Below are 15,149 nucleotides of genomic sequence, written 5' to 3'. Positions count from 1 at the left end.
GAGGCGGCCAGTGACTGGCGATGCCGCCAGCTGCTATCAGTGGCGGAAGTGGCGCACGCCGCTGAACACCATGGACACGCCGCGCTCGTTGGCCGCGTCGATCACTTCCTGGTCGCGCATGGAGCCGCCAGGCTGGATGACGCAGGTAGCGCCTTGGTCTACCACCACGTCCAAGCCGTCGCGGAAAGGAAAGAAAGCGTCGCTCGCCACCACAGTGCCTGCCAGTGACAGGTTGGCGTGGCCGGCCTTGATGCTGGCAATGCGGGCAGAGTCCAAACGGCTCATCTGGCCGGCGCCCACACCCATGGTCATGCCGCCCTTGCAGAAGACAATGGCGTTGGACTTGACGTACTTGGCCACAGTCCAGGCGAACAACAGGTCGTTGAGTTCTTCAGCGGTGGGTTGCTTGGTGGTCACCACCTTCAGGTCGCTCAGGGCCAGCTCGTGGTTGTCGGCAGTCTGCAGCAGGATGCCGGAGCCGATGCGCTTCATGTCCATCAGGTTGCGGCCTTGGTCCCATGCCGACGTTCCACCCTTGGGCAAATCAATTTGCAGAATGCGCACGTTGACCTTGCTCTTGAACACTTCCAGCGCTGCTGCTGTGAAGCTCGGCGCCATCAGCACTTCCACAAACTGCTTGGAGATTTGCTGCGCACCGGCTTCGTCCAGCTCGCAGTTCAGGGCAATGATGCCGCCGAAGGCGCTGGTGGGGTCGGTTTGGAAAGCCTTGCTGTAAGCCTCCAGCGCATGGGCACCTACGGCCACGCCGCAAGGGTTGGCGTGCTTGACGATCACGCAGGCGGGGGTGGTGAAGCTCTTCACACATTCCCACGCAGCATCGGCGTCGGCAATGTTGTTGTAGCTCAGCTCTTTACCCTGAAGCTGCTTGGCAGTCACCAGCGAGCCGGGCGCGGGGAACAGGTCACGGTACAGCGCGGCCTGCTGGTGGCTGTTTTCACCGTAGCGCAGGTCTTGTACCTTGACGAAGCGGCCGTTGCTCTGGCCGGGGAACAGGTCCAACACCGGGGCCTTGTCGCCGGCAGGAACATCGTCACCGATCTGGATGGCAGACAGGTAGTCGCTGATAGCGCCGTCGTACTGGCTGATGCGGTTGAACGCCGCAATCGACAAGCCCAGCTTGGTCTTGTCGCTCACCTTGCCTGCGGCCTTCAGTTCGGCAATCACGGTGTCGTACTGGGCGGCGTCGGTCAGCACCGCCACGTCTTTCCAGTTTTTGGCGGCGCTGCGCACCATGGCGGGACCGCCGATGTCGATGTTCTCGATCGCGTCCTCCAGGGTGCAGCCGGCCTTGGCCACGGTGGCTTCAAACGGATACAGGTTCACCACCAGGAAGTCGATGGTGTTGATGTGGTGTTCTGCCAGTGCCGCCATGTGGCTCGGGAAATCGCGACGCGCCAACAAGCCGCCGTGCACGCGCGGGTGCAAGGTCTTCACACGGCCATCCAGCATTTCGGGAAAGCCGGTCATCTCGGCCACTTCGGTCACGGGCAGGCCTTTGTCGGCCAGCAGCTTGGCCGTGCCACCGGTAGACAAGAGCTTCACGCCCTGGGCGTGCAGGGCTTGGGCGAGTTCGACGATGCCGGTCTTGTCGGAGACCGACAGCAATGCGGTTTGGGGTGCGTTCATAGTGCGGGAGTAAAGTGAAACCAGAAAACATGTCACCGGACAACCGCACCAAGGCGGACGCCGGCGGGAGGGTTAGTCAATCAAGTGGTGCTCGACCAATTTTTTGCGCAAGGTGTTGCGATTCAGGCCGAGCCACTGGGCGGCTTTGGATTGGTTGTGGTCGGCCTGGGCCATCACCACTTCTAACAAGGGTTTTTCCACCGCGCGCACCAGCATGTCGTACATCCCGGCCGGCTCGGTCCCGTCAAGGTCTGCAAAGTAAAGCTCCAGACTCGCGCGCACGCAGTCGTCCAAATTGGTGCTGCTCATACTGCCAATTCCGTCATGTCATGTCCCCTTACCTGACCGGTCGCGGATTCCCGGGCAGGAATGCGATCCATTTTTTCATTCAAAGTATCCAAATACGCCTCGACCGCCGCCACTTGGGAGGCGCTGTCTTCCAGCAGGTTCATGCGCTGGCGGAAGTCTTCGCCGCCGGGCAGATCCTGCAAATACCAACCGATGTGCTTACGGGCCGAGCGCACACCGATAAATTCTTCGTACAGGCTGTAGTGGTCATACAAATGCTCCACCAACAGCTTTTTGACCTCACTCACCAGCGGCGGTGCAAGATGGGTGCCAGTCGCCAGGAAATGGGCGATCTCCCGGAATATCCAAGGGTAGCCTTGGGCGGCGCGGCCGATCATGACCGCATCTGCGCCAGTGGCGGCCAGCACATCACGTGCTTTTTCGGGCGTCGTGATGTCGCCATTGGCCACCACAGGAATGCGCAAGGCCGCCTTCACCGCGGCAATCGTGTCGTATTCGGCGTGCCCTTGGTAGCCCTGCTCACGGGTGCGGCCGTGCACCGTGACCATTTGCACCCCTGCGGACTCTGCAGCGCGGGCCAGCACCACGGCGTTTTTTTCCGCCTGGCACCAACCGGTGCGCATTTTGAGGGTGACCGGCACACCGTGGGGCGCACAGGCTTGCACCACGGCGTCCACAATTTCTATTGCCAAACGCTCGTCCTGCATCAGGGCAGAACCCGCCCATTTGTTGCACACTTTTTTGGCAGGGCAGCCCATGTTGATGTCAATGATCTGGGCCCCGCGGTCGATGTTGTAGGCAGCAGCCTCCGCCATCATCTGCGCATCCGTGCCGGCAATCTGCACCGCAATCGGGCCGGGCTCCCCATCGTGGTTGGCACGTCGCGAGGTCTTGAGGCTTTTCCACAAGTCTTTGCGGGAAGTCACCATCTCGCTCACCGCATACCCGGCACCCAGCTTTTTACAAAGCTGCCGGAAGGGCCGATCCGTCACCCCTGCCATAGGGGCAACAAAGAGGTGATTCGCCAAAGCGAACGGACCGATGTGCATGGGTGTGGAGGAAACTGGGGGCGTTAAAAAGCGGGAAGGCCCGCAGTACAGCGGGCCAGGTGCGTATTCTAACTGCTCAAAATTTCAGCAATTGAAATGCGCCGCCACCTCCGCAGCCATGGTGGCGCTCTGCCTATACTGGGCCGCTATGGATGCTTGGATTCCCACTCTTTTGCAATGGCTGGCACTGCCCCAACACGGGCTGGGCACCGTGTTTGCCGTCTCGCTGATGTCGGCCACCTTGTTACCCATGGGGTCGGAACCGGTGGTCTTCGGACTGGTGCAGTTGCATCCGGACTGGTTTTGGTCCGTCATTGCGGTGGCCACTGCGGGCAATACCTTGGGCGGCGCCATCACTTGGTGGATGGGCCATGCAGCCAGTCACATTGCCCACCGGTACGGACATTCTGCCAACCATGTACGGGCATTGGCATGGCTCAATCGCCTCGGCCCCAAGGCCTGTCTGTTGTCGTGGTTACCCGTGGTGGGGGACCCTTTGTGCGCAGTGGCCGGTTGGCTGCGCCTGCCTTTTTGGCCTTGCCTGGCCTACATGGCGCTGGGCAAATGCCTGCGCTACATCACCATGACGGCCCTGCTTACCGGACTGGTCCGCCTTTGGTGAGTTGCGAGCGCAACGCAAGACGGCCTGCCAGCTCCATGAAGCCGGTGTCGGACACATCGTCCGTGCCGAGCACGTAGTCCCGAGCATCGCCGGACTGAAGCTGGCGCATAGATCGGTCGTAGTACCGGTCGTAGTGTTTGACCAGCAAGTCTTCCACCAGCTCCGGGTACCGGGATTCGGCCACCCAGGCTTTCCAGGTGTCGACCTGGACCCTGCCGCAGGTCGCCGCCAGCCGGTCGAGCTGCTCCAGCAAGGTCGTGCTGTGCAAAAAGTAAGCGTAGTCTTGCAACAAAAACTGCACCCGGGCGCGCACAGGCACCTCAAGTCCCCACCACTGGCCTTGCTGAATTCCCTCGTAAATCGAATCCGGCAACCGCAGCAGGCCGATGCGCTTGCTCTCGGCCTCCACGTAAACCGGGCGGGCGGGATCAAACGCCGCCAGGGTGTGCAAAATCTGGGTTTCAAACATTTTTTGCGAGGGCTGCGCCTGATCCGGCAGGCCGCCCAGCACCGAGCCCTTGTGGGCGGCCAGGGCCTCCAGATTCAACACCTGGTGCCCTTGCGCGTGCAAAGCCTCCAGCACCTTGGTTTTACCGGATCCGGTGGGCCCAGCCAGCACTTGAAAACGGAACTGCGCCGGCACCTGCACCAACGCTTCCAGCACATGGTGCCGCCACGATTTGTAGCCCCCGGACAAACGCCGCGCCGTCCAGCCCACCTCATTCAGGATATGGGTGAAGGAGCCGCTGCGCTGGCCACCACGCCAGCAATACACCAACGGTCGCCAGTTCTTAGGGTGCTGGGCAAACAAAGTTTCCATGTGCATGGCGACATTGCGGGCAACCAATACCGCCCCCACTTTGCGGGCTTCAAAAGGTGAGACCTGTTTGTACAGCGTCCCGACGCGGATACGCTCCTCGTCGTTGAGCACCGGGCAATTGATGGCGCCCGGAATGTGGTCCAGGGCGTACTCGCCGGGCGAACGCGCATCGATCACTGCATCAAAGGTAGACAGCTGCTCAATAGTGGCAAACGTGTGATTCACAGAAGTCACGGGCACCCCTCGTTAACGGACCAAAACCAAAACGGTGCCCAACACAGTGAGCCCCGCTCCCAACCAGGCACCCTGCGCCGGCGACCGGCCCACATGCCACCAGAGCAAGGGCAGCACCAGCACCGGCGACACCGAAGACAAGATTCCCACCATACCCACGTTGCCGCGCTGCAGCGCCATCAAGATCAGGCTCATTCCCAGCCCCATGCCAATCATGCCGCTCAGCGCAACCCGGCCCAACACCGGCAAGGACAAAGGGTTTTGGGTGCGGGCCACCGGCGCACCGGCCCATAACAGCACCAGATGGGCTGCGCAAGTTGCCCCTACCCGCAAGACCGTAGCGGCCACCGGGTCCACTCCCGCCGCCATCACCGGCTTGGCGATCAGTGAGCCGGTGGCCTGGCATAAAGCCGCCACCAGGCCCAACGCAATCCCTGCGGGAATATGCCCGCGGAGTTGCTCCAAGGCATGAGACTCCCCCTTGCGGCTCCCCAGCGCAATGGCCGTCATGACGCCACCGACCACCAGAGCCCCGCCAATCATTGCCTGCGGCCCCATGCGCTCGTCCAACACCATAAAACCCAGCAGCGCGCTGAACAAAGCATGGGTGGCAAACAACACGCCGGTGCGTCGTGGCCCCAGGCGGTTCATGGAGGCGAACAAGGCGGTGTCGCCTATAAAGATGCCGATCAAGCCGCTCACGATGAGCAGGCCCGCTTGGGCCGGGTGGATGGTGCTCCACGCCCCGTTGAGCAAGACCACGGGCGCCAGCATCGCGAACACCAGCCCCATGCGCCAGCGTGTAAATGCAAACGCGCCGAGATGGCGCGCTTGGGGAGCTGAAATCAGCCCGGTCACGGCCCAGCACGCCGCAGCGCCCAAGGCCAACCAGTCAAAGGGCAGCGTCACACTGCCACCGGAGAAGACACCATCAGGAGCTGAACAGGAAGTTCATCACGTCGCCGTCTTTGACCACGTATTCCTTGCCTTCGGCGCGCATCTTGCCCGCGTCTTTTGCGCCTTGCTCACCCTTGTGGGCAATGAAGTCGTCAAAAGCAATCGTCTGGGCGCGGATGTAGCCCTTCTCAAAATCGGTGTGGATCACACCCGCGGCCTGTGGGCCGGTGTCACCGACGTGGATGGTCCAGGCGCGCACTTCTTTCACCCCAGCGGTGAAATAGGTCTGCAGACCCAGAAGGCTGTAGGCAGAGCGGATCAAGCGGTTCAGGCCCGGCTCGGACTGTCCCAGTTCCCGCAAAAACTCCAAGCGATCGGCATCGTCCATCTCAGAGAGCTCGGCTTCCATCTTGGCGCAAATAGCCACCACAGGGGCGCCTTGGGCGGTTGCGAATGCGGTCAGGCGGTCCAGCAGGGGGTTGTTCTCGAAGCCGTCTTCAGAGACGTTGGCCACAAACATGGCTGGTTTCGCGGTAATCAGGAAGAACTGCTTGAGTAACGGCAACTCTTCCTTGCTGAAGTCCAGGGTCCGGACCGGCTTGGCTTCATTGAGCGCGGCCTGGCACTTCTCCAAAATCGCTACCAATTTGATGGACTCTTTATCGCCGGAGCGGGCCAGCTTGGTCACCCGGTGCAATGCCTTCTCCACCGCACCCAGGTCAGCCAGGCAGAGCTCGGTCTGGATCACTTCGATATCTGCAATCGGGTCCACCTTGCCGGCAACGTGGATCACGTTGTCGTCTTCAAAGCAGCGCACCACGTTGATGGTGGCGTCTGTTTCGCGGATGTGCGCAAGGAACTTATTGCCCAAGCCTTCACCGGTGCTGGCACCCGCCACCAAGCCTGCAATATCTACAAACTCCACGATAGCGGGAACAATGCGCTCGGGAGTGATGATGGCGGCCAACTGCTGCAGGCGTGGATCAGGCACCTCCACCACGCCTACGTTGGGCTCAATCGTGCAAAACGGATAGTTTTCTGCAGCAATGCCCGCTTTGGTCAGCGCATTAAAAAGGGTACTTTTGCCCACATTGGGCAGGCCTACAATGCCACACTTCAAACTCATAACAAACCTCTAAAAACTGGGTGTCAAGTGTATGTCATACCTGTTCCTGCGCTTGTTGGTTGCGCTGACACTCTGGTCGGGAGCAGGTTGGACCGCTGCTTCTGCCGCCTCATCCGTCGCAGCGGACACCCTTTCGCTGAGTGACAACGGCACGCCCCCAACGCTCCAGGGCCGCACCATGCAATGGTTGGAAAACGGACGCACAGCCACGGCCACTGATGCACTAGCCGCTCCGTTTCAAGCCGTCGAATCCAACCAAGCCATTGCGCTGGACGAACGCAACACACTGTGGATCAAGTTGCGCTTGATCCGTCCAGCGGGTAGTACGGGGCGCTGGATTCTCAACATCCCGCAACCTTATCTTGACCACGCGGTGTTGTTCGAGTTGCAGGATGGAGCTTGGTACCCGCAGACAGCCGGCGACACCTACGCCCAACGCCACTGGACCATGCGCGGCCTATACCCTGAGTTCGAGCTGCGGCTTCCGCCGGGACAAGCGACTGACGTGCTGCTGCAAATCCGCAATTTCAAGCCCCTCCCCCTGCCCTTGCGCCTCGCTCCCACAAACTACCGTGAAGGTCAGCGGATGATGGAGTTCATCACCCTCGGCCTGTTATTCGGCTTGGTACTCACGCTTGCCATCCTTTCGCTCATGCGGTACGCAGAGTTTCGCAATATTCCGGATCTCGGGGCTGCGCTTTACAGCGTGCTAATCGCGCTGACCCTAGCGCAATTCAATGGCATTCTCAACGCCTTGCTCTGGCCGGACTCCCCCATGTGGGCCGACTACGCCAACAGCGTGCTTCCCGCCGTAGCGACAGGCGTGGCATTGCTGTTTGGACGGCATTTGTACTCCTTGCACACCCATTTCCGCTGGTTCGACCGCGTGCTCTACGGGCTGGGCTGGGCGGCTCTTGTTTCAATCACCGGTTATGTAGTCCTCGATCGGGCAATCGCAGACACTGTCTCCGGCAGCATCATCCTGCTGGGCACGGCCAGTGGCCTCCTGGCTACGTGGTTGAACTGGAGAACCGGCTCCACATTGGGACCTTGGCTGTTGTGGACCTACACGCCGCAATTCGCGATGGCATTGTGGATGACGCTGGAGGCAGGCGGTTACCTACCGACGTTCTGGCCCATGCGCTACGTTCTGACCTTGACTGTGGCGGCATCGGTGCCCGCCCTCGTCTATGCACTGGGACGCGCTACCCACGACCGCAACGAAATTGCAGCGCGGGCCGAGCACTTGCCAACCCAAGACGCACTGACCGGGCTACTCACCTCCAATGCGTTCGAAACCCACTTGCGCGACGCCTACGAGCGGGCCATCAGCCACCGAGAACCAGTGGCACTGGTACTGGTGACGGTGGTGAATCATGACCACATCCGGCAAACCATGGGGGATCCTGTTGCGGAGCAATGCTTATTGCGTGCCGTGATCAAACTTCACCGGGTCCTGCGGGATGTGGATCCGGCTGCAAGAGTGGGGAGTGCCCAGTTTGCCTTGCTGCTGGAGGGCATGGGGTCTCGTCAGGTGTTGACGGAGCGCTTGGTGAAACTGGTGGCTTCCGGCCTGATTCCCTTACAAGGATTGCAGCCAGAAGTGACCCTTCAGTTCCAGGCGGCATGTGTGTTGCTGCAAGAAAACCCGATCGCACCGGACAACGCCCTGCGTGAGCTCGCTGAAGTGCTGGCCGGCATATCGCCACGCACCCGTCGCCCCATCCGATTCCTGGAGCCAGTCCCGACCCAGGTTGCCAGTCTTCACTCGGCGCTTTCGACATGACATCTTTCCGGCTCTGCGCTCTCTTCCATGCATGTGTCCGCTGGGGTTGCCTGCTATGGGTGCTCATGGGCGTGGCGTCAGTAGCCCAAGCGCAACAGCCCACGGTGTTGAATGACCATCAAGGCAGCTTCCGGCTCGAAGGCTCCGTCTACTTCCTGAATGACGACGAAGGCCGCCGGTCCATGGATGACATCATCAAATTGCCGCGTGCGCGCTTTACCCCGGCCGCTACAAGCCGGAGCCTTCCGCTACACGATGGGAACGCGATCTGGCTCCGTCTATCGCTGGTGCGTGATGCCGGCTCCTCCGCCCCGTGGACCCTGTCCATTCCCCTGCCCTACCTCGACTACGCCGCGCTGTACCAACCCGATGGGAAAGGGGGCTGGTCCAAGCAGGCTGCGGGCGACACTCTGGCAGTAGACAGCTGGAGCCGCCCATCGTTGTATCCGGAGTTCCAACTGGAGGTCCCCGCCAGCAGCAGCTATGACGTGTACCTTGAGCTGCGCAACTTCAAACCTACGCTGATGCCACTGCTGCTCGCCATAGAGACGCGGCGGGACAGCCAACGGGAGCTGGAGCACCTGCTACTGGGTGGCTTGTTCGGGGCTTTGGTCATGCTGGTGGGCGTGTGTGGCATTCACTATCTGCAAAGCCGGGCCGCGGACGATGGTTGGTACACCGCCTATGCAGCAGGGATGTGTGTCATTGTTAGCTGCATGACAGGACTCTCCGGACTGTGGCTGTGGCCGCAATCGCCTGCGTGGTCCAACTACACCCACCTCAGCATGCCGATTCTGGGCTTGAGCAGCACCCTGCTGTTTGTGCGCCACATCGCATCCTTAGACGCAGGCTTTCCCAAGCTCTCGCAAGCGGTGTACGCCGTGGCGGGCATGGGGGTGCCGCTAGCGCTCTTGGGCATTGCGGCGGACCGGGCACTCACTGATGTATTCAATGCCGTATACCTCGCAGTTTCCCCCGCCTTGCTGCTGATCGCCACCATCCAGACCTGGCGGCGTGGTCACCAAGTGGGCCTCTGGCTTACCATTGCCTACGCGCCACTCGGGCTGGTTTCGGTCTATATCGGCATGCAAATGCTGCAATCGCTTCCGGCCTGGTGGCAGTCACGCTACCTGATGGTGGCCGCAGTGGCCCTGTCGGTGCCACTGCTGCAACAGGCGCTACACATCCGGGCGCGCGAACGGCGCGAAGCCCAGGAGCGCGCCAAGGCACTCCCCACCCAGGATGCACTCACCGGCCTGCTGACCCGCTCCTTGTTTGACGCCCAAGTCGACCTCGCCATCAAGCGCGCCCGCCAACGGAAGGAGCCGTCGGCGATCGTCATGGTCGAAGTGGTCAACTACAGCTACCTGCGGGAATCCTATGGCGATGCTGTGGCCGAACAATGCCTTTTGCGGGCTGCGGTCAAGCTGCACCGTGTGCTGCGGGATGTTGATCCTGCCGGGCGAGTGGACACGGCACGCTTTGGCCTGGTGTTGGACGGGGTCGCCTCCCGCCAGGAGCTCACGGAGCGCATGGTGCGCTTGATTGCCTCGGGCTTGATTCCTTTACCGGCACTGCGACCCGAAGTCACTTTGCAGTTCCACATCAGTTGCGCACTGCTCACCGAGGTCGTGGCCGACAAGCGCACCATCTTGCAGGAACTTGCAGACATGCTCCAGGGAATGTCACCACGCACCCGGCGGCCCATCCGCTTTCTGGAGCCGGCCCCCACCATGCCGACCTCGCTTCAAAGTGCGGAGGGCAGTCCCTCTGAGCGGCCCGGCCTGGCCGCTCAGTCGAAACCGTAAACGGCTGCAACCACCTGCCCCACCCTCAGCAGCTGACCTGCACCCGATTCGACGATGCCATTCATTCCGAAGGTAATGGCACCGTTGAGCCGGGCGTCACGCCGGTAGGCTTGCAGGGCATCGCCCACCCCCGGGTGGCTCTCCCCCGTGGCGGGGTCCACATTGGGAATCGGGCAACGGGCGCACGGCTTCACCAAAGCCAGCTGTGCCGGCGCACTCTCCGGGCCAACCTCGACCTGCAGACGGGCCATATGGTCTTCGTCATGCACCTCAAACCCGCCCAACACGAGGTTGGGCCGGAAGCGGCGCATGTCCACCGGCAGGCAAGCTGCGGCAGACAGCCGGGCATTCAAAGGCACCAAAGAGGCCTCGGTGGTGACCAGCACCGGGTAACCATCCGCAAACTCGGTGCGGCTGGGTACTCCCTGGGTCCAACGGGTGCTGCAGGGGCGGGTCACCTCCGGCGCGAAGCGCACCAGGCGCAAGCCGGGGTGCTGCAACACCTGTTGCAACCAGGTGGCAGCCTCATCGCCCGTGTCCAGAGCCTCCAAAGCGTCGTCCCAGACTTGCACCCGGGTGCGCTCACCGCGCGCCGAGAATGCCACCGACAGCGGGTTCCATCCCGGGCAGTGCAACTCCAGCGCTTGTGGCTGCAAGTGAGGCTGTACCAGAGCCATGCGGGGAATCTCTCGTTGGGTCACAAAGAGGCCTCGGGCGTCCACCACCATCCAGTGCCGGTCCCACTCCAGCCCAGTTTCCAGCAGCCGCGCTTGGGCTAGCGCGATTCCGGCGAGTGATTTCACCGGATACACCATCAAAGCGGCAATGTGACCGGTAGCGTCGGGGGAGAAATTTGCGGGCATGGGGGTTTCCTGATACGTAGACCCAGCATTGTGCACAGCCCTCCTACAATGACCGCATGGCCCAAACCTATGACATTTGTATCCGCGGCGCCGGCATTGTGGGGCGCACTCTGGCCCTGCACCTGGCGAGCAAGCGACTGAAAGTGGCGCTGGTCGACAACAGCAGCCGCACCGACGAAAGCCCGGATGTGCGCGCCTATGCGCTCAACGCCCAGTCCCGCCAGCTGCTGGAGGCCATCCGGTGCTGGCCGGCAGACGCCCATGCCACCCCGGTGCTGCACATGGCCGTGATGGCAGACGCGGAGGCCCAGGTCCACTTTGACGCAGCCCCCCAGGGCGTAGAGGCACTGAACTGGATCGTCGATGTCCCTGTCTTGGAACAGCAACTCTCCCAAGCCGTGCAGTTCCAATCCCTGATTTCGGTGGTGGACACCCCGCAGGCGGCCAGCCTGACCGTGGTGTGCGAGGGGCGCGCAAGTGCCACGCGGGACGAGTTCGGCATTGACTTCGACACCCGGCGCTACGCCCAATGGGCCGTCGCAGCGCGGGTGGAAAGCACACTTCCCCACCAACAAACCGCGCGCCAGTGGTTTCACGACGGTGACATCACCGCTCTGCTGCCGATGCAGGGGCCGGACGGGAACTTCCATGCGCTGGTGTGGTCAGTATCCCCAGACCGGGCCCGAACCTTGATGCATTACACCGACACAGAATTCACCGACGCCTTGCAAACTGCGACCCGCATGACAGTGGGCAACCTGCGGCTGGCCAGCCCGCGGGCGAGCTGGTCTTTGCAGCATGCGGTCGCCAACCGCTGGGTGGGCACGTTTCAAGCGCAGGGCCTCCGACGCGCCTGGGTGTTGGCCGGCGACGCTGCCCACAACGTGCACCCCCTGGCCGGGCAAGGCCTGAACCTGGGCCTGGGCGACGTGGCTGAGCTGGTGCGGGTGTTGGACACCCGGAGCTACTGGCGTCCGGTCGATGACATGCGCCTGCTGCGGCAGTACGAGCGGGCACGCAAAGCCGCCTTCGCGGTAGTGGGCGGCAGCGGCAACTCCTTGCAACAACTCTTTACCCACCCCCATGGGTGGATACAAAACGCCCGCAGTTGGGGCATGCGTGGCTTTGACAGCTGCGCGCCACTGAAACACTGGGTTGCGCGCCAGGCCATGGGCCTGTAACTCACCCGTCCGATCTGACCATCCAGCCCCCTTTTTTCCGAAAACCACTTTTATGCACGTTCCCCGTTTGTTTGCAGTGTGGGGCTTGGCGCTCACCGCCTTGACCACGAGCGCTGTCGCCCAAGAGGCCGCCATCCGCGAAGCGATTGGCAAGCGCGTGCCCCAGCTGAAATCTATCGACGAAGTGCGCCCCGCCGGCATCCCCGGCCTGTATGAAATCCGGGTCAATGGCGTCGAGATTTACTACACCGATGCCAAGGGCAACTACCTGATTCAGGGCAACCTGTACGAGACCAAAGGACTGCGCAACCTGACCGAGGAGCGCGTCAACAAGCTCACTTCCATCAAGTTCAGCAGCCTGCCCCTCAAAGACGCCTTCACCATCGTGCGCGGCAACGGCTCCCGCAAGCTGGCCGTGTTTGAAGACCCGAACTGCGGCTACTGCAAGCGCTTTGAGCGCGACCTGCAAAAGATCGACAACGTCACGATCCACATGTTCCTATACCCCATCCTCGGGCCGGACTCCACCGAAAAATCCAAGGCCATCTGGTGCAGCAAAGACAAGGTCGCCGCTTGGCAGGACTGGATGCTGCGCGACCAGCCAGCACCAGCCGCCGCGGCGATGTGCGACACATCGCCACTCGCCCGCAATGTGGAGTTCGGCAAGACCTACCGCATCCAGGGCACTCCTACGCTGTTGTTTGAAGACGGCAACCGCGTGCCCGGTGCGATCGACGCCCAGCAAATTGAAAAGCACTTGAAAGACGCCAAGGGCTAAAACCCAGTGCGGCCAGCGACGCCCTGCGCACCCACCTTGCTACTAAATTTATAGCTACCCGCTCAATAAATGTGGGGGGCCAACCGGTGTTTAGGCATGAAAACCAGCTCCAAGCCATCCAAATCTCTTGCCGCAGCTGCCGGCACACCGGCGGCGGTGCACTACCGGGTGGAGGTGCCCGATGTGCACAGCCACCTATTCAAGGTGCACATGACCGTTGCCACGCCGGTCGCCAACCAAACGCTGCGCCTGCCCGCGTGGATACCCGGGAGCTACCTGCTGCGCGAGTTTGCCAAGCACCTGCAGCAGCTGGAGTGCCGCCAGGGTGGGAAACGGGTTTCGGTTGCGCAGTTGGACAAAGCCACTTGGCAGGCCAGTTGCCGCACCGACGCCCCCCTGGAGGTGACCTACGAGGTGTACGCCTTCGACGCCTCGGTGCGCACCGCATGGCTGGATGCACAACGCGGCTTCTTCAACGGCACCAGCCTGTGCCTGCAGGTGCCCGAAGCCGCTACCGAGCCCCACACCCTCGACATAGCCCCCGTCGCCGGCACGACCGGCTGGCAATTGGCCACCGGCTTGACCGCTATCAGCATCGACAAGGCGGGCTTCGGCCTGTACCAAGCCCCTGACTACGACACCCTGGTGGACTGCCCGGTCGAAATGGGCCCGTTCTGGAGCGGCAGCTTCGAGGTGTTTGGCGTGCCCCACCGTTTTGTAGTGGCGGGCGCCCCACCCAGCTTCGATGGCGAGCAACTGCTGGCAGACACCCGCGCCATCTGCGAGGCGGAAATGCGCTTCTGGCACGGAAGCGCCCTTGAGCAGTATCAAAAAGATAGCAGCTCGCGCAATAAATCCGCGGGCCAGAGCCCGATTCCGTTTAATCACTATGTGTTCATGCTGGCGGCAGTGCACGATGGCTATGGCGGGCTGGAGCACAAAAACTCCACCGCACTCATCTGCAACCGCAAAGACCTGCCGCGCCTGCCCCGCACCACGCTGGCCCCCTCCACGCACAAGCAGCCCGAGGGCTACACCACCCTGCTGGGCCTGATCAGCCACGAATACTTCCACACCTGGAACGTGAAGCGCCTGCGCCCGGCAGAACTCGCCACCTACGACTACACCCAAGAGAACTACACCGAGCTGCTGTGGTTTTTTGAGGGTTTCACCAGCTACTACGACGACTTGCTGTTGCGCCGGGCCAAGCGCATCGACAACGCCACCTACCTGAAGCTCTTGAGCAAGACCATCAACCAGGTCCAGCAAACCCCGGGACGGCTGGTGCAAAGCGTGGCCCAAAGCAGTTTCGACGCCTGGGTGAAGTACTACCGCCAGGACGAGAACACCGCCAACGCCACCGTGAGCTACTACACCAAGGGTTCGCTGGTGGGCCTGTGCCTGGACCTGACATTGCGCACTGAGGGCAAAACCAACCTCGACGCCGTCATGCGCGGCCTGTGGACGCGTTGCGCCGGCGGCCCCATGTCCGAGGCGGACCTCCTGGCGGTGCTGCAAGAGTTGGGCGGCCGCTCGTTTGCCAAAGACCTGGCCCGCTGGGTCCACAGCACCAAAGAGCTGCCCGTGGCCGAGTTGCTGGAGCAACACGGTGTGCAGGTCAACCACGAGCCCGACCAGGCCGCCCAGCAACTCGGGCTGCGCGTCAAGGAAAGCGGCGGGCTGTTTATCCACCAAGTGCTGCGCGGTGGTGCCGCAGAGAAAGCCGGGTTTGCCGCTGGAGACGAGTGGCTTGCCGTGCAGACCGAGGGCGAGCCTTGGCGTATGCAGGTCCTGGACGACCTGATGCTCTATGCCGGCAAAGCCAAGAAAGTTACGGCGCTCGTGTCGCGCGACAAGCGCCTCCTGTCGCTCCAGCTCACCCTACCCGGCCCGAGCCAGGCAGTGCGCCTCTCGGTGCGTGATGCGGCCGCTGCCAACCGCTGGCTGGACGCCGCCTGAGCCGCATACGCTTGTCAGGGCGGCGCAAAACCGCCCCGCTATAGTGCCCGCACCCTTACCAAACCTAGAT

General features: G+C 62.1%; 13 protein-coding genes. 6 read left to right on the top strand and 7 right to left on the bottom strand.

Going from position 1 to position 15,149, the window contains the following annotated elements; translation table 11 throughout:
• Positions 1 to 36: 36 nt before the first annotated feature.
• The 3 genes from purH to dusB form a co-directional block, all read right to left on the bottom strand.
• Positions 37 to 1,647, bottom strand: a complete 1,611-nt coding sequence (gene purH / locus QZW03_RS09600; protein WP_296509772.1) for a bifunctional phosphoribosylaminoimidazolecarboxamide formyltransferase/IMP cyclohydrolase — start codon at positions 1,645 to 1,647, stop codon at positions 37 to 39.
• A gap of 72 nt (positions 1,648 to 1,719) precedes the next feature.
• Positions 1,720 to 1,956: a Fis family transcriptional regulator gene (locus QZW03_RS09595; protein WP_296509771.1), complete on the bottom strand. Its 237-nt coding sequence runs from the start codon at positions 1,954 to 1,956 to the stop codon at positions 1,720 to 1,722.
• Entirely contained in the window at positions 1,953 to 3,005 is a 1,053-nt protein-coding gene (gene dusB / locus QZW03_RS09590; protein ID WP_296509770.1) for a tRNA dihydrouridine synthase DusB, read from the bottom strand. Before dusB ends, QZW03_RS09595 begins: the two co-directional genes overlap by 4 nt.
• Before the next feature lie 148 nt (positions 3,006 to 3,153).
• Here dusB and QZW03_RS09585 point away from each other — a divergent pair, with 148 nt between their 5' ends.
• A complete protein-coding gene (locus tag QZW03_RS09585; protein ID WP_296509769.1) occupies positions 3,154 to 3,627 on the top strand; it encodes a YqaA family protein in 474 nt (157 codons plus the stop codon).
• Here QZW03_RS09585 and mnmH read toward each other — a convergent pair.
• The 3 genes from mnmH to ychF are packed head-to-tail and all read right to left on the bottom strand — an operon-like array spanning position 3,602 to position 6,704.
• Positions 3,602 to 4,681: a tRNA 2-selenouridine(34) synthase MnmH gene (gene mnmH, locus QZW03_RS09580; protein ID WP_296509768.1), complete on the bottom strand. Its 1,080-nt coding sequence runs from the start codon at positions 4,679 to 4,681 to the stop codon at positions 3,602 to 3,604. The two genes, QZW03_RS09585 and mnmH, sit on opposite strands and share 26 nt — an antisense overlap.
• 12 nt (positions 4,682 to 4,693) lie before the next feature.
• A complete protein-coding gene (locus QZW03_RS09575; RefSeq protein ID WP_296509767.1) occupies positions 4,694 to 5,590 on the bottom strand; it encodes a DMT family transporter in 897 nt (298 codons plus the stop codon).
• Positions 5,591 to 5,612: 22 nt separating this feature from the next.
• On the bottom strand, positions 5,613 to 6,704 hold the full coding sequence (gene ychF / locus QZW03_RS09570; protein WP_296509766.1) for a redox-regulated ATPase YchF: 1,092 nt from the start codon (positions 6,702 to 6,704) through the stop codon (positions 5,613 to 5,615).
• 31 nt (positions 6,705 to 6,735) lie between these two features.
• Between ychF and QZW03_RS09565 the strand changes: the two genes are divergently transcribed.
• Positions 6,736 to 8,490 (top strand): 7TM diverse intracellular signaling domain-containing protein, encoded by a 1,755-nt coding sequence (locus tag QZW03_RS09565; protein ID WP_296509765.1) that lies wholly within the window; start codon positions 6,736 to 6,738, stop codon positions 8,488 to 8,490.
• Complete coding sequence (locus tag QZW03_RS09560) at positions 8,487 to 10,298, top strand: 7TM diverse intracellular signaling domain-containing protein (protein WP_296509764.1); 1,812 nt, start codon at positions 8,487 to 8,489, stop codon at positions 10,296 to 10,298. The genes QZW03_RS09565 and QZW03_RS09560 overlap by 4 nt, the downstream gene beginning before the upstream one ends.
• Here QZW03_RS09560 and QZW03_RS09555 read toward each other — a convergent pair.
• Positions 10,283 to 11,161, bottom strand: coding sequence for an MOSC N-terminal beta barrel domain-containing protein (locus QZW03_RS09555; RefSeq protein WP_296509763.1), 879 nt, complete (start codon positions 11,159 to 11,161; stop codon positions 10,283 to 10,285). The two genes, QZW03_RS09560 and QZW03_RS09555, sit on opposite strands and share 16 nt — an antisense overlap.
• Before the next feature lie 56 nt (positions 11,162 to 11,217).
• Between QZW03_RS09555 and QZW03_RS09550 the strand changes: the two genes are divergently transcribed.
• The 3 genes from QZW03_RS09550 to QZW03_RS09540 all read left to right on the top strand — a co-directional run bounded on the left by QZW03_RS09550 (position 11,218) and on the right by QZW03_RS09540 (position 15,079).
• Positions 11,218 to 12,342, top strand: a complete 1,125-nt coding sequence (locus QZW03_RS09550; RefSeq protein WP_296509762.1) for an FAD-dependent monooxygenase — start codon at positions 11,218 to 11,220, stop codon at positions 12,340 to 12,342.
• A gap of 52 nt (positions 12,343 to 12,394) precedes the next feature.
• A complete protein-coding gene (locus tag QZW03_RS09545; RefSeq protein ID WP_296509761.1) occupies positions 12,395 to 13,120 on the top strand; it encodes a DsbC family protein in 726 nt (241 codons plus the stop codon).
• 96 nt (positions 13,121 to 13,216) lie between these two features.
• The gene (locus tag QZW03_RS09540) at positions 13,217 to 15,079 is read left to right on the top strand and encodes a peptidase M61 (protein ID WP_296509760.1); all 1,863 of its coding nucleotides are present in this window, start codon (positions 13,217 to 13,219) and stop codon (positions 15,077 to 15,079) included.
• The last annotated feature ends 70 nt before the right edge of the window (positions 15,080 to 15,149 follow it).

It is taken from the genome of Rhodoferax sp., assembly GCF_013297935.1.
In the GTDB taxonomy this organism is placed as follows: domain Bacteria; phylum Pseudomonadota; class Gammaproteobacteria; order Burkholderiales; family Burkholderiaceae_C; genus Allorhodoferax.
The sequence above is the reverse complement of the archived record's forward strand: the minus strand, read 5'-3'. Positions and strand labels throughout refer to the sequence as shown.

Bases quoted from the DNA above. Each gene is read 5' to 3' on its own strand.
- QZW03_RS09560 (WP_296509764.1), top strand. From the start codon at position 8,487: ATGACATCTTTCCGGCTCTGCGCTCTCTTCCATGCATGTGTCCGCTGG.
- QZW03_RS09550 (WP_296509762.1), top strand. From the start codon at position 11,218: ATGGCCCAAACCTATGACATTTGTATCCGCGGCGCCGGCATTGTGGGG.
- QZW03_RS09555 (WP_296509763.1), bottom strand. From the start codon at position 11,161: ATGCCCGCAAATTTCTCCCCCGACGCTACCGGTCACATTGCCGCTTTG.
- QZW03_RS09585 (WP_296509769.1), top strand. From the start codon at position 3,154: ATGGATGCTTGGATTCCCACTCTTTTGCAATGGCTGGCACTGCCCCAA.
- ychF (WP_296509766.1), bottom strand. From the start codon at position 6,704: ATGAGTTTGAAGTGTGGCATTGTAGGCCTGCCCAATGTGGGCAAAAGT.
- purH (WP_296509772.1), bottom strand. From the start codon at position 1,647: ATGAACGCACCCCAAACCGCATTGCTGTCGGTCTCCGACAAGACCGGC.
- QZW03_RS09565 (WP_296509765.1), top strand. From the start codon at position 6,736: ATGTCATACCTGTTCCTGCGCTTGTTGGTTGCGCTGACACTCTGGTCG.
- QZW03_RS09595 (WP_296509771.1), bottom strand. From the start codon at position 1,956: ATGAGCAGCACCAATTTGGACGACTGCGTGCGCGCGAGTCTGGAGCTT.
- QZW03_RS09540 (WP_296509760.1), top strand. From the start codon at position 13,217: ATGAAAACCAGCTCCAAGCCATCCAAATCTCTTGCCGCAGCTGCCGGC.
- QZW03_RS09545 (WP_296509761.1), top strand. From the start codon at position 12,395: ATGCACGTTCCCCGTTTGTTTGCAGTGTGGGGCTTGGCGCTCACCGCC.
- dusB (WP_296509770.1), bottom strand. From the start codon at position 3,005: ATGCACATCGGTCCGTTCGCTTTGGCGAATCACCTCTTTGTTGCCCCT.